Raw genomic sequence first — 19,637 nt, forward strand, 5'->3', positions numbered from 1 at the left:
ACAATCCGCCGTTTTCCGTCTACATCTCTGTGAGGTGCGACTGTGTTCGCGAACCCGCTGGCGCCCGAGTGGCTCGAAGCTCCCGCCGAAGCAAATTCTTTGCCGTCGACCGTCTGGTCACGCACTGCAGCGCGCGCTGCAAACGGTGAATTGACGATTGCTGGCGTTACCGCTGGCGATCTCGTCTCCCGCTTCGGCACCCCCGTGTACGTCGTCGACGAAGCGGATGCCATTGCTCGCGCGACCGAGATCAAGGCCGCCTTCGATACCGAGTTCGCTCGCATCGGCTCCGCAGCCAAGGTGTATTACGCGGGCAAGGCGTTCCTGTGCACAGAGGTGGTTCGCTGGATGACGGCCGCCGGCCTCAACATCGATGTCGCCAGCGCTGGCGAGATGGCGGTTGCACTCGCGGCCGGTGTCGATGCGTCGCGTTTGGGATTCCACGGCAACAACAAGAGTCTTTCCGAGATCGACCGTGCCGTGCGCGCGGGCATCGGCCCCATCGTTATCGACAGCGTCGTCGAAATCGGTCGGGTTGCTGAAGCCGCCACACGGCACGGTCGAACCCAGCGGGTGCGTTTGCGCATCAATAGCGGGGTTCACGCATCAACCCACGAGTACTTGGCGACGGCGCGGGAGGACCAGAAGTTTGGTGTCCCGCTCGCTGAGGCTGAAGCGCTCGTGGAGCAGATCCGCTCGCATCCTTCGTTGGATTTTGTGGGAATCCATTCGCATATTGGTTCGCAGATTTTTGATACGGCGGGCTTTGCTGAGGCGGCACGTCGTTTGCTTGAGTTGCATGCGCGTTTGTCGGTAGTTGCTCCGGTGCCCGAGCTCAATTTGGGTGGCGGTTTTGGCATCGCGTATACCTCGGTTGATCAGGCTTTGCCGGTTGCTGAGCTTGCTGCGTCGCTGGCTACGATCGTTGAGGCTGAGTGCGCTCGGCTCGAGATCCCGGTGCCGATCATTGCGATTGAGCCCGGCCGGTCGATCATTGGCCCGTCGACAACCACGCTGTACACAGTGGGCACGATTAAGGATGTGCTCGTTGATGGTGTCGCCGTGCGCAAGTACGTCAGCGTTGATGGCGGCATGAGCGACAACATTCGCCCCGCTCTTTATGAGGCCGACTATTCAGCTCGCATCGCCAATCGGGTTTCGGATGCTGCCCCTGAGCTTGCACGCATTGTGGGCAAGCACTGTGAGGCCGGCGACATTGTGGTGCGCGCCGAATATGTGCCCGGTGACGTTGCGATCGATGATGTGATTGCCGTGCCTGCGACCGGTGCCTACGGTTGGGCGATGTCCAACAACTACAACTATCTTGCGCGCCCGCCCGTCGTTGCGGTGCGCGATGGCCACGCCCGCATCATTGTGCGCGGCGAAACCGAAGACGACCTACTCAGCCGCGACGCGGGAATTAAACCATCGGGAGACTCTGAATGATCGAATACCGCAACCTTCGCGTCGCAGTTTTGGGCGGAGGGAGTGTCGGATCGCAGGTCACCGCACTGTTGCTTGAACACGCTGATGAACTCGCTGCCCGTGCCGGAGCCGGACTCGAAGTCGTCGGCGTTGCCGTTCGTGACCTCGACGCTCCCCGCGACACCAGCATCCCGAAAGAACTCCTGACGACTGATGCAGAGTCGCTCATCGTCGGAGCGGACATCGTGATTGAGCTGATTGGTGGCCTCGAGCCCGCGCGCACCTGGATCCTCAAGGCTCTGCACTCGGGCGCCGACGTCATCACCGCCAACAAGGCGCTTCTGGCTCACCACGGCGCTGAACTCTTCGAAGAGGCCGCCCAGGTCGGCGCGCAGCTTTACTACGAAGCTGCCGTTGCTGGCGCGATCCCCATCATTCGTCCACTGCGCGACAGCCTCGCTGGCGACCGCGTCAAGCGCATCCTCGGCATCGTCAACGGCACCACGAACTACATTCTTGACCGCATGGATGCCACGGGCGACAGCTTCGACGACGCCCTCGCCGAGGCGACTCGACTGGGGTATGCCGAAGCCGACCCCACGGCAGATATCGAAGGCTATGACGCCGCCCAGAAGGCATCCCTGCTCTCGAGCCTCGCGTTCCACACTCGCGTTCCGCTGGAATCGGTTTACCGTGAGGGAATCACGGGCGTCACCGCCGAGCAGGTCGTTGCGGCCCGCAAGGCTGGCTATGTCGTCAAACTGCTGGCCATTTGCGAACGCATCCTCAACGCTGACGGCACCACCGCTGGTGTCAGCTCTCGCGTGCATCCCGCACTTGTTCCGCTGACTCACCCGCTCGCTGCGGTGCATGGCGCGAACAACGCTGTGTTTGTTGAGGCCGAAGCCGCAGGCAGCCTCATGTTCTATGGCGCTGGTGCTGGCGGAATCGAAACAGCATCCGCAGTTCTCGGTGATGTCGTATCTGCTGCTCGCCGCCACGTCATCGGTGGCCCTGGCGTTGCCGAGTCGACGCACGCTAATCTGCCCATTTTGCCGATCTCTCGCGTCACAACGCGCTACCAGATCACCGTGACGGTCGTTGATGAGCCCGGTGTGCTCGCCACAATTGCCGCCGTCTTTAGCGACAACGGTGTCTCGGTCGAGGCGGTTAATCAGACTGTCGGCGCGGTAACTGAGGGAGTGCCGAGCGCTACCCTCATTACGGTCACGCACGAAGCGACCGATGAATCGCTAGCCGCCACGGTGGCAGCGCTGACCGAGAACTCGGTTGTGCGCGATGTGGTGTCCGTGTTGAGAGTTGAAGGACTGTAGCCAATGGGCAGTGAATTCAAGAACCAGCAGCGGGAAAGTCTTCTTCACGAGCACGCCGACCGTCTCGGTGTGGCAACGGCGGCCCCGAAGGCACAGCTCAGCAACGTCAGTGCCCGTTTTCTGGGGTTGGCGAAGGCATGACCTCGCTCGTCGGTCGCAGTGTCGTCGTGCGTGTGCCGGCGACTTCGGCCAACCTTGGCCCGGGGTTCGACACGCTTGGGCTTGCGCTGTCGCATTATGACGAGCTGATCGTCACTGCGGTCGACGGCGCGGGCGTCACGATTGATGTCACGGGTGTTGGTGCCGGAATCGTCGCAACCGATGAGTCAAACCTCGTCATTCAGGCGATCCAACACTGTTTTACGCACTTCGGGCAGACCATGCCGGCACTGCACGTGTCGGCGACCAATGTCATCCCGCACGGTGGGGGGCTTGGTTCGTCTGCTGCGGCAATCGTTTCGGGCGTCATGGCGGCCAAGGGGCTGCTTGAGGGCATCGTCGAGATGGATGCCGCAATCCTCCTCGTGCTCGCCACAGAACTTGAGGGGCACCCCGATAACGTCGCGCCTGCCCTCTTGGGTGGGCTCACGATCGCGTGGACCACCGACTCGGGGCCGCAGGCCAAGAAGCTGATGGTGCACCGTGGAGTGTCACCTCTTGTTCTCGTGCCCGACTTCCGGGTCTCGACGGCGCATGCGCGCAGTTTGCAACCGGATGCCGTGCCCTACGCCGACGCTGTCTACAACGTCTCGCGGGCTGCGCTCCTCATTGCGGCACTCACGCAGAGCCCTGAAGTGTTGCTCGAAGCCACCGGCGATCGCCTGCATCAGGACTACCGCGCTGCAGCGATGCCGCAGACCACAGAGCTGATCCGGATGCTGCGCTCGCACGGCCATGCTGCGGTTGTTTCCGGTGCCGGGCCCTCGGTTCTGGTGCTGGCTGATGACCCCGCGAGGCGTCTCGAGGCCGCGGCTCTCGTGCAGGAGCACGCCGCAACGCCGTGGGAAAGCCTCCTCTTAGCCGTGGACTTCAAAGGTGCTACAGTGAATGAGCACCAGGTAGAAGCTACGGCGTAGTCGTAGCCTCCCGGTCGCACTTCACCCGTCGTATCCCCGAATTTAGATTCCTGCGCATCCGCGCAGACATCGGTGAGCGACTAGCTCTCCACCAAGGAAATCAATCTTGGCTGGGGAAAGGAACCCCAAGTAGTGACTGACGTCAACAACCACGCATCAAGCGTGGATTCCCGTGCCGCGCTGAGCGCGTTGCGACTGCCCGAGCTTCAAGCTATGGCAGCCGAACGCGGCATCACCGGTACTTCCAAACTTCGCAAAGGAGATCTCGTGGACGCAATTAACGAGAAGAACAACAGCAACACCGCATCAACCCCACCCGCAGAGGCTGCAGCAGCTCCGGTTCGCAAGCGCGCTTCGCGCCGTGTCACGAGCACTGACGGTGCCGCCATCGCTGGCACCGAGAGCCCCGCTGGCGCTCCTCAGGTAGACAAGAGCGCTTCATCGTCGAAGGAATCAGCTGCTCAGGCACCTTCCGCCGACAGTGCAGCAGACAAGCCGAAGACGGCTCCTCGCAAGAAGAAGACTGACGCTGCAGTTGCTCCCGAGTCGGATGCCGCAGCAAGCACCACCGCATCTACCAGCGCAGCAGCATCCACCGATGCTCCCGCAGCCGATGCAGCTCCTAAGCGCAACCGTCGCAGCTCCAGCCGTAGCGCTGCAGCAGCGGATGCTTCGAGCGACGACAGCGCAGCTTCGGCCGACGCAACGTCGACCGACAACGACACCAAGGCTGCCAAGGGCGGCAACAAGAACGACAACCGCAAGAGCGACAACAAGGGTGACAAGGGCAGCAACAACGCCGACAACTCTGACAAGAACTCCGACGACAAGAACAACAGCGCTGACAAGAACAACAGCGCTGACAAGAACAACAGCGCTGACAAGAACAACGGTTCTGACAAGAACAACGGTTCTGACAGCAACGACGACAACGACTCCGACAATGAGTCGGGTTCGGGCCGTAACCGTAACCGCAACCGCAGCCGCAATGGCAGCAGCCAAAACGGTGAAGGTTCGGGCCGTCAGAACAACAACCGCCGCCAGAACAACAATGGCGATGGCAACAACGCTGAGGGCAACAACGGCGGAAACCGCAATGGCAACAACGGCGGAAACAGCCGCAACAACGATGACTCGCGCGGCGGTGACGTTGACTCCGAGCGCGGTGGACGCGGTCGTTACCGTGACCGCAAGCGTGGCCGTGGAAACATGGGCGACGACTTCGAGCCCGAGATCACCGACGATGACGTACTGATTCCGGTTGCCGGCATCCTCGACGTTCTCGACAACTACGCTTTCGTGCGCACCACTGGTTACCTGCCCGGTAACAGTGACGTGTACGTGTCGCTTGGCCAGGTCAAGAAGTACAACCTCCGCAAGGGTGATGCCGTTGTTGGCGCTATTCGCCAGCCGCGTGAGGGTGACAACAGCCAGGGCCGCCAGAAGTACAACGCGATCGTGCGCATCGACTCGATCAACGGTCTTCCCGTTGAAGAGGCGGCGAACCGTGTTGAATTCGGCAAGCTCACCCCGCTCTACCCGCAGGATCGTCTGCGTCTCGAGACTGAGCCGTCGATGCTGTCGACGCGCATGATCGACCTTGCTGCTCCGATCGGCAAGGGCCAGCGCGGACTGATCGTCTCGCCGCCCAAGGCAGGCAAGACGCAGATTCTTCAGGCCATCGCAAACGCGATCTCCAAGAACAACCCCGAGGTTCACCTCATGGTCGTTCTCGTCGACGAGCGCCCAGAAGAAGTTACGGACATGCAGCGCACCGTCAAGGGCGAAGTTATTGCTTCGACCTTCGACCGTCCCGCTGAAGACCACACCACGGTTGCCGAATTGGCTATCGAGCGCGCTAAGCGTCTCGTCGAGCTCGGTCACGACGTAGTCGTACTGCTCGACTCGATCACGCGCCTCGGCCGTGCCTACAACCTGACTGCACCGGCCTCGGGCCGCGTTCTTTCCGGTGGCGTCGACTCCGCAGCGCTGTACCCGCCGAAGCGTTTCTTCGGTGCGGCTCGCAACGTTGAAGAGGGCGGCTCGCTCACCATCATCGCTACCGCGCTCGTCGAGACCGGTTCGAAGATGGACGAGGTTATCTTCGAAGAGTTCAAGGGCACCGGCAACATGGAACTGCGTCTGTCGCGCCACCTGGCTGACAAGCGCATCTTCCCCGCGGTCGACTTCAATGCATCCGGAACACGTCGCGAAGAGATGCTTCTCGGTGCCGACGAAGTCAAGGTCACTTGGAACTTGCGTCGCGCCCTTGCGGGTCTCGACCAGCAGGCTGCGCTCGAGATCGTGTTGAATAAGCTGAAGGAGACGCAGTCGAACGTTGAGTTCCTCATGCAGATCCAGAAGTCACTTCCTTCCACTAACGGCACAAAAGAGGACTAACTATGTTCGAGTCAGTACAGTCGCTGCTGACCGAGCATGGGGAGCTCGAAGGTCAGCTAGCTGACCCCGAGCTCCACTCAGACCCGGTCCGCTCGAAGAAAGTCAACCGACGTTACGCCGAGTTGTCGCGCATTGTTGCGGCCTACCATAACTGGCGTCAGTTGACGGATGACCTTGCGGCAGCCACCGAAATGGCTGACGAAGATGAGTCGTTCGCTGCAGAGATCCCCGGGCTCACCGAGATTCTCGAGGCTGCTCAAGAGAAGCTTCGTCGCATTCTGATTCCGCGTGACCCCAACGATTCCCGTGACGTGATCATGGAAATCAAAATGGGGGAGGGCGGCGCCGAATCGGCGCTCTTCGCTGGCGACCTGCTGCGCATGTACTTGCACTATGCAGAGTCAAAGAAGTGGAAGACAGAGATCATCGAGCAGACCTCGAGCGACCTCGGTGGCATCAAAGATGTTCAGTTGGCTGTCAAGGGCAACTCGAGCGATCCTGCTGAGGGCGTCTGGGCGCACTTGAAGTACGAGGGGGGAGTGCACCGCGTTCAGCGTGTGCCCGCCACCGAGTCTCAAGGCCGCATCCACACCTCCGCTGCTGGTGTGCTCGTGTTCCCTGAGGTCGACGAGCCTGAAGAGGTGGAGATCAGCCAGAACGATCTCAAGATCGATGTCTACCGCTCCTCGGGCCCCGGTGGCCAGTCGGTGAACACCACTGACTCCGCTGTTCGTATTACTCACCTTCCGACCGGCATCGTCGTGGCTATGCAGAACGAGAAATCGCAACTGCAAAACCGTGAAGCCGGTATGCGAGTGCTGCGTGCGCGCATCTTGGCTCGATACCAAGAAGAAGCGGATGCCGAGGCGAGCGAGTACCGCAAGAGCCAGATCCGCACGATGGATCGCTCCGAGCGCATTCGCACGTATAACTTCCCTGAGAACCGGATTGCGGATCACCGCACCGGGTATAAGGCCTACAACCTTGATCAGGCGATCAACGGCGCACTCGAGCCTGTCATCCAGTCGTGCATCATGGCTGATGAAGAGGCACGATTGGCTGCTGTAGGAAACGACTCCTGAGCGAGGCAGTGACTGCCGAGCACAACATCAGTGTCGCTGACCTTGTAGGCAGCGGCACTGAGTCGTTGAGTGCTGCGGGAGTTCCTTCTCCTGGCGTTGATGCTGAGCTGCTGGTTGCGCATGTGCTCGAGTTGAGCCGTGGCGAGTTGCGGGTTCGCCTGGTCACCGGTGCGCTGGTGTCGGCTGCGGCAGAAGCTACCGTTCGCGAACTCTTTGCTCGCCGTGCTGCCCGCGAACCATTGCAGCACATCACGGGCTTCGCGCCCTTCCGCAATCTCGAATTGCGCGTTGGTCCCGGCGTCTTTGTGCCGCGGCCCGAAACGGAAACTGTCGTGCAGTTCGCGATCGACGCCCTCAACGCGAGCGCAACTCCCGAGCCGATTGGTGTCGATCTCGGCACCGGCAGCGGCGCAATTGCGCTCTCGATGGCCACCGAGATGCCGCGCGCTCGTATTTATGCGGTCGAGCTATCACCGGACGCGATGCCGTACACAGGCGAGAACTTTCGTCGCTATGGCGCCGATAACGCGACACTCATCAACGCCGACTTGGGGGACGCTTTCCCTGAACTCGACGGCACCGTTGACGTGGTCATTTCGAACCCGCCTTACATTCCCGCGGCCGCAATCCCGCGCGATATCGAAGTGCAACTCCACGACCCCGCTCTGGCGCTCTACGGCGGAGAAGACGGCATGGATGTCGTACGCCGCGTCTCAACGACGGCGCGCCGTCTGTTGCACCAGGGTGGCACTCTCGTGCTTGAGCACGGCGAGGAGCAAGCTCCGGCATTGGCCGCGCTGCTCACAGCGGACGGCTGGAACGCCGTAGCTCACCACAAAGACCTCCTCGGCCGCGACCGCGCCACTACAGCGCTGCTGTAACGACGGGGTATCGCCGGGTCTAGTGCCCGCAGCGTGAGTGCAGAGGCGCTCTAGGTGCGAGCGGCCGCAAACTCTTCAATCGCCTGGTGCAGTTCTGCGCCGCTGCGAAAATGGTGGCCGGTGATGCCGAGAGATTCGGCGCCCGCAATATTCTCGGCCATATCGTCAGCGAAGAACGCGTTGTGGGCATCCACGCCATAAGCCTTCAGGGTTCGCTCGAACACTACCGGGTTAGGTTTGCGAGCACCGTAGAAGCTCGACGTGCGCAAATGGGTGCCGAAAATATCCACGAGCTCGGGGGCGACCACGGGCAGGTTGTCTCCGAGCAGTGACCCGTTGTTGGTGAGCAGGGTCGCCTGACCCAGTTCTGACGCGCGTCGGGCGGCCGCGAGCGAATCAGGCCAGGCCGTCATCGCAGTGGACCGAATCTCCAACCAGCGCTCGACATCCACGCTCCGCCCGATCGCTTCTTCAAAGGCCGCGAGGTATTCTTCGCCGGTCGGATACAGACCTGCTTCGGCACCAAATTCGCCATCGTCGTGCCACCAGAGGCGTCGCAATTCGAGAAAACTGCGGCCGGTCAGCTCGCTGAGAGCAGCCATTCGTGCACGCCAGTCGTACTCATAGAGCACGTCATCCATATCAAAGATGAAAAGCAGCGTCATTGTTGGCCATCGCTATCTGTTAGTCGTGATCAGTCTTTCACTGTTTCGCCCGGTACCATGTTGGGGACATGGATGACCTTTTTGATTGTGCCGACGAAGCACAGCTCCTGACCGGCATGCGACTCGCTCGCGTGGCTATTGGCCGCGGCGATCTCGTCGTGATCCCTACTGACACTGTTTACGGGGTTGCTGCTGATGCTTTCCAGCCCGAGGCGGTGCAGAAGCTGATTGATGCCAAGGGGCGCACGAGGCAGTCGCCTCCACCGGTGCTGATCCCGGGCATCCCGACCCTTGATGCGCTTGCCGCTCAGGTGCCTGACGAAGTGCGCACTCTGGTCGCCGAGTTCTGGCCCGGTGGCCTCACGATCATTCTTCCGGCGCAGCCTTCGCTGATCTGGGATCTGGGCGAGACCCAGGGCACGGTTGCTTTGCGCATGCCATCAAGCCGCATTGCTCTCGAACTGCTGTCGGAGACGGGCCCGCTTGCGGTCTCGAGCGCCAACAGCACGGGTCTGCCGGCAGCACGCTCGGCGGCGGCGGCAAAGGAGATGCTGGGGGAGTCGGTTTCGGTGTACCTCGACGATGGCGAGGGCGGCGAACTCGCTTCGACGATTGTGGATGCCACGGGTTTGCTTGTCGACGGCGGCAAGCTGCGCATCGTGCGTGAGGGCGTCATTTCGGCCGACGCCATTCGCGAGCTGATCGGGGCCGATCGGTGCGAATAGTTTTTTACTTCCTCATTGCGGGTATCGCCGCAATGGTCACCTACGGCCTCGCGCTGTTGGTGCTCAAGCTGAGCCTCAAATATAAGTTGTATCCGCAGGTTCGCCAGCGTGACGTCCACACGACGCCCACGCCGCGCTTGGGCGGAGTTGCGATGTTCATTGGCATCGTTGTGGCATTTGCTGTTGCGTCCTCGCTGGGCAATTTCTCGCTGATCTTCAACGAGCCGGGCAAGGTTTTCGGTCTCCTCGGCGCAGCGCTCATCATCGTCGTTATTGGTGTCGCCGATGATGTGTGGGACCTTGACTGGTTGACCAAACTGGCCGGGCAGATCATCGCGGCCGGTGTTCTCGCGTGGCAGGGCGTCCAGCTCTCGACGCTGCCGATCGGTGGGCAAACCATCGTCTCGCCTTACGTTTCGTTGATCCTCACTATCTTCGCCGTCGTGCTCGTGATGAACGCCGTCAACTTCATCGATGGTCTTGATGGTCTCGTCGCCGGGGTGGCGGTCATCGCCAACAGCGTCTTCTTCATCTACGCGTACCTCTTGCAGGGCCAAGCGCAGACGGAATACTTCAACTTGGCATCCCTCACAACCGCGATCTTGATCGGTGCGTGCGTCGGGTTCCTGCCCATCAACTTCCATCCCGCGAAGATGTTCATGGGCGATGCTGGGGCGCTGCTGGTTGGCCTTCTCATGGCGGCATCCGCCATTTCGGTTACCGGTCAAGTGGATGCGGGCTATCTGGCTCAGCCAGACAAGTTCACCCTTGATTTCTTGCCGGCCTTCATCCCCATCCTGTTGCCCATCGCAGTGCTCATCATCCCGTTGCTTGACTTCGGGATGGCGGTCATCCGTCGTCTGCGCGCTGGCAAGTCTCCCTTCACGGCAGACCGCAAACATTTGCACCACCGCCTGCTCGACATGGGCCACTCCCACCTGCACGCTGTTCTCATCCTCTACAGCTGGACGTTTGTGGCCTCCGTCGGCGTTCTCGCCTTCACGTTCGTGCCGTGGCGGTGGGCGGCGCTCATGTTCGTCGTCGGCCTCGCTGGTTGTGCTGCTCTCACGCTTGCGCCTCTCAGCCGACGCAAGTCGCGTGAGGCCGCTGCCCAGCGTCTCGCGGCCGAGCAAGAATCTCTCGACGTTGCACGATATGACGGTCTGGATGCCGCCTCCAACGACAGGTCGACCCAGCACAAGACAAAGGAACCCACCGAATGAAGTCCTCCGCAATTCTCGGCCGCGCGATCGCCTACGGGGCAATCTTGACCGTCAGCATCGCTGTGGTCGGCTCCATCGTGGGGTACCTCGTCGCAGACACCTCCGGGTTGATCAGTGCTTTGATCGGCGCTGGGCTCACCGCCCTCTTCATGGCGCTTACTGCCGGCAGCATTGTGATCGCGTCGCGGGCAACCGGGGGCGATTCATCGAGCACCATTTTCTTCGCCATCGTTCTGGGCGCGTGGCTGATCAAGTTCGTCCTGTTCATCGCCATCTTGGTGGTGCTGCGCGGCCAGCCGTTCTTGGAGCCCGTCGTATTCTTCTTCTCGATCCTCGCGGCGGTGCTCGGTAGCCTCATCGTTGACGTGCTGGCGTTCGTTCGGGCGCGCGAAAGTTACGTGCCCGGAGTGCAGCTGCCAGGTGAAGATACCTCGACGTCAAACTAATCTGGCGGATTCGCCCGCAGATTCGTCGTGAGCGTAATTCTCTTGATAGAGTTAGTTCCTGTTACAACCCCCCAATTTTCATCGCCGCGTAGTTACACGCCCCGATTCTGGAGACAGCGCTGTTATATAACGCTCTCGCGCTCTTAGCGCCCTTTGCCACCGATGACGGATCAGGCGATGGGGGCTTTCATGGCCCGTCGCTCATTGAATTTGTCCCGCCCGGGTTTCTTTTCGTAGATACCCCCTTCGAAATCAACAGACTCATGTTGGTCCGCTTCATCGCGGTCGCCGTGCTGATCCTGCTGTTCTGGGTCGGCACCCGTCGCATGCGGATGATTCCGGGTCGCGGCCAAAGCATCCTCGAGATGGCTGTTGGTTTCGTCCAGTCAAACATCGCGGATGGCGCGCTGGGCAAGGAAGACGGCAAGCGGTTCATGCCGTTGCTTGCGACCATGTTCTTCATGGTTCTTGCGATGAACCTCACGGGTATTGTCCCTGGTCTGAACGTCGCTGGTACAGCGGTAATCGGCGTGCCACTCGTTCTCGCTCTTGTCGCGTATGTCGTCTTCATCTACGCCGGTATCAAGAAGCAGGGCATCACCTTCTTCAAGGCGTCGCTCTTCCCCGCCGGTGTGCCGTGGCCGCTCTACTTCATCGTTACTCCGATTGAGTTCGTTTCCACGTTCATCCTTCGTCCGGTAACTCTCGCACTGCGACTCCTGATGAACATGATCGCGGGTCACATGCTTCTCGTGCTGTGCTTCTCGGCAACGCACTTCTTCTTGTTCACTGCTGGTGGCCTCTTCGGTCTCTTCAGCATTGGAACCCTCGCCTTTGGCTTCATCTTCACAATCTTCGAACTCCTTGTTGCGGTACTTCAGGCTTACGTCTTCACGTTCCTGACCGCCGTATACATCCAGCTCGCGCTGGTCGAAGAGCACTAGACCGATCCCGGCACTCGCCTGGATTAGAAAACCACGGAAGGAAACACAAATGAACGTCGCAGAGCTGACTGGAAACATTGCACCCCTCGCATTCGGTGTTGCAACCATCGGACCCGCAATCGGTGTGGGCATCGTTGTGGGCAAGACCGTTGAGTCCGTTGCACGCCAACCAGAACTTCAGGGTCGCCTCACGGGCCTTATGTTCCTCGGTATTGCATTCACCGAGGCGCTCGCGTTCATCGCGATCGCAGTTGCATTCATCCCGTTCCCCGGCTAATTACTAACAACTGATTGAGGAGGCTGGGATGCTTAGCGCACTACTGGCTGCTGCAGAAGAAACTGAGGGTGATGTAATCAACCCGCTTCTTCCTGCGGATTACGACATTATTTGGTCAGCGGTTTGTTTCGCTATCATCTTGTTCTTCTTCTGGAAGAAGTTCCTTCCTGCACTGACGAAGACGCTTGATGCTCGCGCTGATGCCATCGAAGGTGGCATCAAGAAGGCTGAGATCGCTCAGGCTGAAGCCGCTGAAGCTCTTGAGCAGTACAAGACGCAACTCGCCGAGGGGCGTGCCGAGGCCGCGAAGATTCGCGAACAGGCACGACTTGAGGGCACCGAGATCGTCAACGAGCTCAAAGAGCAGGCGACGGTTGAAGCTGCTCGCATCACTGCGAACGCCCAAGCCACGATCGAAGCAGAGCGCCAAGCAGCTCTCGTCTCGCTCCGCAGCGAAGTTGGCTCAATGGCCATCGACCTCGCATCGGGCGTTATCGGGCAGAGCTTGACGGACGACAAGAAGTCCTCGGCACTCGTCGACCAGTTCCTGGCTGACCTTGAGGCTTCAGAGAAGGCGAAGGCGAAGAAGTAATGGGATCAGCTACGAGAGAAGCGCTTGTAGCAGCGAAGGATGCTCTGTCATCCGTCACTGTCAAGAACTCTCTGGCCACTGGCGCAGAGCTGTTTGAAGCAGGGCGTGTCGTGGGCGATTCCGCTCAACTGCGCTCCGCTTTGGCCGATCCTGCCGCCGCTGCGAAAGACAAGGCCGCCATTGTCGGTTCGGTTTTCTCGTCGCTGAGCGCGTCAGCGCGCACCGTACTTTCAGCCATCGTGAGTGTTCGTTGGTCGGATGCCGATGACCTGCTCGCAGGAATTGAAGAGATCGGCATTCGCGCAATTGCGAAGTCCGCTCCGGCGAAGCTCTCCATTGATGACGAACTGTTCGCCTTCGGCGACACCGTGTCATCTGATGCTGAGCTAGAACTCGCTGTCGGAAGCAAACTTGGTTCCGCTGCATCGAAGTCGTCATTGGTCCGCGAACTGCTCGCAGGCAAAGCCTCCGATCAGTCAATCGCCATCATCGACCAGCTCGTGCAGCAGCCGCGTGGCCGCCGTATCGGTGAACTCGTCGCAACGGCCGCCGACATCGTGGCCGACCAAGCGGGCGAGTCAGTCGCAACAATTACGACTGCCGCCCCGTTGAAGGCCGCACAGCTCGAACGTCTGCGCGCCGGCCTCACCAAGAACTACGGACGCGAGCTCAAACTCAACGTTCGTATCGACCCCTCGCTCATCGGTGGGGTACGCGTTCAGATCGGTGACGAAGTCATCGACGGCAGCGTTTCCACCAAGCTCAATGACCTCAGGATCCAACTCGCGGGCTAGCGAGTTAGCAGACCTTTCCACGGAATAGGAAAACACAATGGCAGAACTCAGCATTAGTCCGGACGACATCCGCGACGCGCTCAAGGACTTCGTCAAGGCTTACGAGCCTGGCAAGGCTGCGACGACCGAGACAGGCACCGTCGTAGACGCTGCCGACGGTATCGCACACGTTGACGGCCTTCCCGGCGTCATGGCCAACGAGCTCATCCGCTTCGCCGATGGCACCCTGGGCCTCGCTCAGAACCTCGACGAAGACGAGATCGGTGTCGTCATCCTCGGTGAGTTCACCGGCATCGTCGAAGGTATGGAAGTTACTCGCACTGGCGAAGTACTTTCCGCTCCCGTCGGCGACGCTTTCCTCGGTCGTGTGGTTGACCCCCTGGGCGCCCCGATCGACGGTCTCGGCGAGATCAAGGCTGAGGCCCGTCGCGCGCTCGAGCTTCAGGCTCCCGGCGTCATGGACCGCAAGAGTGTCCACGAGCCCATGCAGACCGGAATCAAGGCAATTGACGCCATGATTCCGATCGGCCGTGGCCAGCGCCAGCTCATCATTGGTGACCGCCAGACCGGTAAGACGGCCATTGCGATCGACACCATCATCAACCAGAAGCAAAACTGGGAGTCCGGCGACGAGAACAAGCAGGTTCGCTGCATCTACGTTGCTATCGGTCAAAAGGGTTCGACGATTGCTGCCGTCAAGGGCGCACTCGAAGAAGCCGGCGCCATGGAGTACACCACCATCGTGGCTGCTCCCGCATCCGACCCCGCAGGATTCAAGTACCTCGCTCCTTACACCGGTTCGGCCATCGGCCAGCACTGGATGTACGGCGGCAAGCACGTACTGATCATCTTCGACGACCTCTCCAAGCAGGCTGAGGCTTACCGTGCAGTATCGCTGCTCCTGCGTCGTCCGCCAGGGCGTGAGGCTTACCCCGGTGATGTGTTCTACCTGCACTCCCGTCTGCTCGAGCGTTGTGCCAAGCTCTCCGACGAGCTCGGTGCCGGATCGATGACGGGTCTGCCCATCATCGAGACCAAGGCAAACGACGTCGCGGCCTACATCCCGACCAACGTGATCTCGATCACCGACGGCCAGATCTTCCTCCAGTCCGACCTGTTCAACGCCAACCAGCGTCCAGCAGTCGACGTAGGAATCTCGGTTTCGCGTGTGGGTGGAGACGCTCAGGTCAAGTCGATCAAGAAGGTTTCGGGAACGCTGAAGCTTGAGCTCGCTCAGTACCGCTCGCTCGAAGCATTCGCGATGTTCGCATCCGACCTCGACCCCACCAGCCGTCGCCAGCTCGCTCGAGGCGCTCGCCTCACCGAGCTGCTTCGCCAGCCGCAGTACTCGCCGTTCCCCGTCGAGAAGCAGGTTGTATCGATCTGGTCGGGCACCAACGGCAAGCTCGATGAGGTTCCTGTCGAAGACATCCTGCGTTTTGAGAGCGAGCTGCACGACTACCTCGCCCGCAACACCAAGGTTCTCGACACCCTTCGCGAGAAGAACGCACTCGATGACCAGCTGATCGCTGACATGGATGCCGGAGTTGAAGCCTTCAAGCTTGGCTTCCAGACGGGTGAGGGCAAGTCCCTCAACTCCGTTGGTTCTGAGCAGTTCGAAGAGATCGCTGAAGAAGACATCGCTCAAGAGAAGATCGTCAAGCAGAAGCGCTGAGCTTCGCACCAGTGATCATCGACCAACACGACATAGAAAGTTAGAAAGCCATGGGAGCGCAACTTCGGGTCTACCGGCAGAAAATTAGTTCTGCCAAGACGACCAAGAAGATCACACGCGCGATGGAGCTGATCTCCGCGTCGCGCATTCAAAAGGCGAAGCAGAGAGTAGCTGCATCGGGTCCGTACTCACGTGCGGTCACGCGTGCCGTCTCGGCGGTGGCGACTTTCTCGAACGTCGATCACGTGCTGACAACTGAGCCCGAGACGATTGACCGCGCTGCGGTCGTTATCTTCTCGAGCGACCGCGGACTTGCGGGAGCGTTCAACACGAACGTTCTCCGCGAAGCTGGCGAACTCGCAGCTCGACTCGAAGCCGAAGGCAAAGAGGTCGTTTACTACCTGGTTGGACGTAAGTCCGCCGCGTACTTCGCCTTCCGCAAGCGCGATGCAGAGCAGATTTGGACTGGCGGCACGGACTCACCAGAGTTCGAGGTCGCCAAAGAAATCGGTGACGCGGTCGTCAGCAAATTCTTGCAGCCGGCAAGCGAAGGCGGAGTGGACGAAATCCACATCGTGTACAACCGCCTAGTGAGCATGCTTCTGCAGGTTCCTGAGGTTGTTCGTCTTCTCCCACTGGAGATCGTTGAAGGTGTTGAAGCACCCGAAGAGTCGGAGATCCTTCCGCTCTATGAGTTCGAACCAGAGGTAGACAAGGTGCTCGACGCCTTGCTTCCTGTGTATATCGAGAGCCGTATCTTCAACGCCATGCTCCAGTCTGCCGCTGCAAAGCATGCAGCAACGCAGAAGGCAATGAAGTCTGCAAGCGATAACGCAGACAAGCTCATCAACGACTACACGCGCTTGGCCAACAACGCGCGTCAGTCGGAGATCACCCAGCAGATTTCCGAGATCGTGGGCGGCGCGGACGCCCTCAGCTCGGCTAAGTAAGAACCATAGATAGGGAAGCCATGACTGAAAAAGCCCCGGCCAAGAAGGCCCCCGCTGCAAAGGCAGCAACCACAAAAGCAGCAGCGACGAAGGCGGCAGCCGTAAAGGCCCCCGCCAAGAAGACGCCTGCAAAGAAGGCAGCTGCCAAGACGGTTCCTGCTGCGAATGTTGCCGGTATCGGTCGCATCTCGCGCGTAATCGGCCCAGTTGTAGACGTCGAGTTCCCGCATGATTCGATCCCCGGAATCTACAACGCGCTCAAGACCAACGTCACCATCGGCGGCGAGACAACCGAGATCACTCTCGAAGTAGCTCAGCACCTCGGTGACGACGTAGTTCGCGCCATCGCGCTCAAGCCCACTGACGGACTGGTCCGTGGCCAAGAGGTTCGCGACTCCGGCGAGCAGATCACTGTTCCTGTTGGTGATGTCACCAAGGGCAAGGTCTTCAACGTCACGGGTGACATCCTCAACGCAGATGAAGACGGCAAGGTCAACGGCGAGACCGTTGAAATTACCGAGCGCTGGCCCATCCACCGCAAGCCCCCGGCATTCGACCAGCTTGAGTCGAAGACGGAACTCTTCGAAACCGGTATCAAGGTCATCGACCTTCTCACGCCCTACGTGCTCGGTGGAAAGATTGGTCTCTTCGGTGGTGCCGGTGTCGGTAAGACCGTTCTGATCCAGGAAATGATCCAGCGCGTTGCCTCCGACCACGGTGGTGTTTCGGTGTTCGCCGGTGTCGGTGAGCGTACCCGTGAAGGTAACGACCTCATCGTCGAGATGGAAGAAGCGGGAGTCTTCGACAAGACTGCTCTAGTCTTCGGCCAGATGGACGAGCCGCCAGGAACGCGTCTTCGCGTTGCGCTCTCGGCTCTCACTATGGCTGAGTACTTCCGTGACGTTCAGAAGCAAGACGTGTTGCTCTTCATCGACAACATCTTCCGCTTCACGCAGGCCGGTGGTGAAGTTTCGACGCTTCTCGGCCGCATGCCTTCTGCCGTTGGTTACCAGCCGAACCTCGCCGACGAGATGGGTATCCTTCAGGAGCGCATCACCTCGACGCGTGGTCACTCGATTACGTCGCTGCAAGCAATTTACGTGCCTGCCGATGACTACACCGACCCGGCTCCGGCAACCACCTTCGCCCACCTCGACGCCACGACTGAGCTCAGCCGTGAAATCGCATCGAAGGGTCTGTACCCCGCCGTTGACCCGCTCACCTCGACGAGTCGTATCCTCGACCCCCGTTACCTAGGTGCCGACCACTACCGTGTCGCGACCAACGTGAAGCAGATTCTGCAGAAGAACAAGGAACTCCAGGAGATCATCGCGATCCTCGGTGTTGACGAGCTCTCTGAAGAAGACAAGATCACCGTATCGCGCGCACGTCGCATCCAGCAGTTCCTCTCGCAGAACACCTACATGGCGAAGAAGTTCACCGGTGTTGAGGGATCGACTGTTCCGCTCAAGGAGACCATCGAGTCGTTCGACGCGATCGTCAAGGGCGAGTTCGACCACGTTGCTGAGCAGGCGTTCTTCAACGTCGGTGGCATCAACGATGTTGAAGAGCAGTGGGCCAAGATTCAGAAAGAGAACTCCTAACAATGGCAGTTCTGACAGTGAGCGTCGTCTCCGCCGACCAGGAAATCTGGTCGGGGGAGGCGAGCCAGCTCATCGCTCGCACCACTGAAGGTGAGATCGGTATTCTTCCCGGCCACGAACCGCTACTCGCGATTCTGGCTCAGGGAGAGGTTCGTGTGACCACCACAGACGGCAAGAACGTGACCGCTACCGCGGATAACGGCTTCCTCTCGGTTGAGCACAACACCGTAACAGTGGTGGCAAGCACCGCTGAACTCGTCTAGTTTTCTAACATGCTTATAGCGATGGCCGGGTTGCCGGGTGCAGGAAAAACCACGATCGCAGAGGTCGTGGGCGCCCGGCGCAAGACCACCGTGCTCTCCGTCGACCAGATCGAGACAGCAATTCTGAAGGCCGGCATCAGTGCCGGACAACCCATCGGACTTGCTGCCTATCTGGTGGCTGAGGCGCTAGCAGAATCAGTCTTGCTGAACGACGACGACATCATCATCGATGCTGTCAACGCGGTGGATCCGGCCCGTGAACAATGGGTCAGTCTCGCGGAGCGCACTGGCTCCGGCATCCGCTTCATTGAAGTAGTGTGCTCAGACGAAGCCGTGCATGAACAACGACTCGTGGAACGCGCTGCGAAGCGTGCGCTTGCAGGCGCGCCCGACCGTGACGCCGTAGAGCAGAGTGTTGAAGAGTATTCCCCGTGGGGCGGAGTGAGCGGCGCTGTCGCGCGCATCACTCTCGACTCGGCGGGCCCCATCGGCGTGAACGTCGAACGGGCATCCGCATTTCTTGACGCGTGATCATTCTTCTTCCACCCTCGGAGACAAAACGTGACGGGGGAGACGACAACGCTACCCTCGACTATGGGCAGCTTTCGTTCCCAGAACTGACTGAGGAACGACAAGCTGTCTCGAACGCGCTCATCGAGCTTTCCGGCGATCCCGACGCCGCACAGAGCGCTCTCGGCATCAGCACGAAACAACTTTTTGAAGTTGAACGCAACCGCACACTTGCTGTCGCTCCGGTAATGCCGGCGCTCAAGCGCTACACGGGAGTGCTGTTTGACGGACTCGACGTCGCCTCGTTGACGCCGGAAGAATGGGCCTTCGCCGAGAAGTGTGTAGTCGTGCACTCAGCGCTATTCGGCCCCATCGGTGCGGGAGATCCCATTCCCGCATACCGACTCTCCCATAACTCAAAGGTGCCCGGCGTTCCCTTGAAGCGTCATTGGAGAGCATCCGTCACGGCTGCCTTGGCTGCGGTAGAGGGGCTCCAACTAGATTTTCGGTCGGAGGCGTACGCCCAACTCGGAGCGACCTCTCCCAGTAGCGTCTACCTCCGGGTGGTGACTGAAGGCGCTGACGGCAAACGGGTTGCGCTCAGCCATTTCAACAAAAAGTCAAAGGGTCTCTTTGCGCGCGCTCTCATCAGAGCGGGGATCGACCATGACTCAATCGATTCGCTACTGACCTGGGCAAACGGCGCAGGCTTCCGTCTTGAACCTGGCGCCCCTGGCGAACTGGATCTCGTCGTAGAGAACGCGTAGCTCA

The 19,637-nt window shown here is 60.1% G+C and carries 21 protein-coding genes; 20 read left to right on the forward strand and 1 reads right to left on the reverse strand.

Going from position 1 to position 19,637, the window contains the following annotated elements:
- Positions 1–42 precede the first annotated feature (42 nt).
- From lysA to prmC, 7 genes are all read left to right on the forward strand, one after another.
- Positions 43–1,446, forward strand: a complete 1,404-nt coding sequence (gene lysA, locus I6E73_RS13665; protein WP_197108956.1) for a diaminopimelate decarboxylase — start codon at positions 43–45, stop codon at positions 1,444–1,446.
- On the forward strand, positions 1,443–2,759 hold the full coding sequence (locus tag I6E73_RS13670; RefSeq protein WP_197126449.1) for a homoserine dehydrogenase: 1,317 nt from the start codon (positions 1,443–1,445) through the stop codon (positions 2,757–2,759). The genes lysA and I6E73_RS13670 overlap by 4 nt, the downstream gene beginning before the upstream one ends.
- Before the next feature lie 3 nt (positions 2,760–2,762).
- On the forward strand, positions 2,763–2,900 hold the full coding sequence (locus I6E73_RS13675; protein WP_197126451.1) for a hypothetical protein: 138 nt from the start codon (positions 2,763–2,765) through the stop codon (positions 2,898–2,900).
- The gene (gene thrB, locus I6E73_RS13680) at positions 2,897–3,835 is read left to right on the forward strand and encodes a homoserine kinase (RefSeq protein WP_197126452.1); all 939 of its coding nucleotides are present in this window, start codon (positions 2,897–2,899) and stop codon (positions 3,833–3,835) included. Before I6E73_RS13675 ends, thrB begins: the two co-directional genes overlap by 4 nt.
- A gap of 132 nt (positions 3,836–3,967) precedes the next feature.
- Positions 3,968–6,235, forward strand: a complete 2,268-nt coding sequence (gene rho / locus I6E73_RS13685) for a transcription termination factor Rho (protein ID WP_197126453.1) — start codon at positions 3,968–3,970, stop codon at positions 6,233–6,235.
- A 2-nt stretch (positions 6,236–6,237) separates the two neighbouring features.
- Positions 6,238–7,317 carry a peptide chain release factor 1 gene (gene prfA / locus I6E73_RS13690; protein WP_197126454.1) on the forward strand — a complete coding sequence of 360 codons (1,080 nt, stop codon included), beginning with the start codon at positions 6,238–6,240 and terminating at the stop codon, positions 7,315–7,317.
- Between the two features lie 8 nt (positions 7,318–7,325).
- Complete coding sequence (gene prmC, locus I6E73_RS13695) at positions 7,326–8,198, forward strand: peptide chain release factor N(5)-glutamine methyltransferase (protein ID WP_197126456.1); 873 nt, start codon at positions 7,326–7,328, stop codon at positions 8,196–8,198.
- 50 nt (positions 8,199–8,248) lie between these two features.
- On the opposite strand, the gene I6E73_RS13700 is transcribed toward prmC, so the two are convergent.
- Positions 8,249–8,863, reverse strand: coding sequence for an HAD family hydrolase (locus I6E73_RS13700; protein ID WP_197126458.1), 615 nt, complete (start codon positions 8,861–8,863; stop codon positions 8,249–8,251).
- Positions 8,864–8,931: 68 nt separating this feature from the next.
- Here I6E73_RS13700 and I6E73_RS13705 point away from each other — a divergent pair, with 68 nt between their 5' ends.
- The 13 genes from I6E73_RS13705 (at position 8,932) to I6E73_RS13765 (ending at position 19,633) form a co-directional block, all read left to right on the forward strand.
- Positions 8,932–9,588, forward strand: a complete 657-nt coding sequence (locus I6E73_RS13705; protein ID WP_197108948.1) for an L-threonylcarbamoyladenylate synthase — start codon at positions 8,932–8,934, stop codon at positions 9,586–9,588.
- Positions 9,585–10,811, forward strand: coding sequence for an MraY family glycosyltransferase (locus I6E73_RS13710; RefSeq protein WP_307784333.1), 1,227 nt, complete (start codon positions 9,585–9,587; stop codon positions 10,809–10,811). The genes I6E73_RS13705 and I6E73_RS13710 overlap by 4 nt, the downstream gene beginning before the upstream one ends.
- Positions 10,808–11,257: a hypothetical protein gene (locus I6E73_RS13715; RefSeq protein ID WP_197108947.1), complete on the forward strand. Its 450-nt coding sequence runs from the start codon at positions 10,808–10,810 to the stop codon at positions 11,255–11,257. The genes I6E73_RS13710 and I6E73_RS13715 overlap by 4 nt, the downstream gene beginning before the upstream one ends.
- A 119-nt stretch (positions 11,258–11,376) precedes the next feature.
- The gene (gene atpB / locus I6E73_RS13720) at positions 11,377–12,201 is read left to right on the forward strand and encodes a F0F1 ATP synthase subunit A (protein ID WP_231601050.1); all 825 of its coding nucleotides are present in this window, start codon (positions 11,377–11,379) and stop codon (positions 12,199–12,201) included.
- A 49-nt stretch (positions 12,202–12,250) separates the two neighbouring features.
- Positions 12,251–12,478 carry an ATP synthase F0 subunit C gene (gene atpE / locus I6E73_RS13725; protein WP_197108946.1) on the forward strand — a complete coding sequence of 76 codons (228 nt, stop codon included), beginning with the start codon at positions 12,251–12,253 and terminating at the stop codon, positions 12,476–12,478.
- A 28-nt stretch (positions 12,479–12,506) separates the two neighbouring features.
- On the forward strand, positions 12,507–13,070 hold the full coding sequence (locus tag I6E73_RS13730; protein ID WP_197108945.1) for a F0F1 ATP synthase subunit B: 564 nt from the start codon (positions 12,507–12,509) through the stop codon (positions 13,068–13,070).
- Entirely contained in the window at positions 13,070–13,864 is a 795-nt protein-coding gene (locus I6E73_RS13735; protein WP_197108944.1) for a F0F1 ATP synthase subunit delta, read from the forward strand. The genes I6E73_RS13730 and I6E73_RS13735 overlap by 1 nt, the downstream gene beginning before the upstream one ends.
- 37 nt (positions 13,865–13,901) lie before the next feature.
- On the forward strand, positions 13,902–15,539 hold the full coding sequence (atpA, locus tag I6E73_RS13740) for a F0F1 ATP synthase subunit alpha (protein WP_197126460.1): 1,638 nt from the start codon (positions 13,902–13,904) through the stop codon (positions 15,537–15,539).
- A gap of 50 nt (positions 15,540–15,589) precedes the next feature.
- Entirely contained in the window at positions 15,590–16,489 is a 900-nt protein-coding gene (locus I6E73_RS13745) for a F0F1 ATP synthase subunit gamma (RefSeq protein ID WP_197108942.1), read from the forward strand.
- Between the two features lie 20 nt (positions 16,490–16,509).
- Entirely contained in the window at positions 16,510–18,093 is a 1,584-nt protein-coding gene (atpD, locus tag I6E73_RS13750; protein WP_231600166.1) for a F0F1 ATP synthase subunit beta, read from the forward strand.
- A gap of 2 nt (positions 18,094–18,095) precedes the next feature.
- Entirely contained in the window at positions 18,096–18,356 is a 261-nt protein-coding gene (locus I6E73_RS13755) for a F0F1 ATP synthase subunit epsilon (protein ID WP_197108941.1), read from the forward strand.
- Between the two features lie 9 nt (positions 18,357–18,365).
- Positions 18,366–18,887 (forward strand): ATP-binding protein, encoded by a 522-nt coding sequence (locus I6E73_RS13760; RefSeq protein WP_197108940.1) that lies wholly within the window; start codon positions 18,366–18,368, stop codon positions 18,885–18,887.
- Entirely contained in the window at positions 18,884–19,633 is a 750-nt protein-coding gene (locus I6E73_RS13765) for a YaaA family protein (protein WP_197126462.1), read from the forward strand. The genes I6E73_RS13760 and I6E73_RS13765 overlap by 4 nt, the downstream gene beginning before the upstream one ends.
- Positions 19,634–19,637 lie beyond the last annotated feature (4 nt).

The sequence above is a fragment of the Salinibacterium sp. SWN248 genome, from assembly GCF_015864575.1.
Taxonomy (GTDB): domain Bacteria; phylum Actinomycetota; class Actinomycetes; order Actinomycetales; family Microbacteriaceae; genus Rhodoglobus.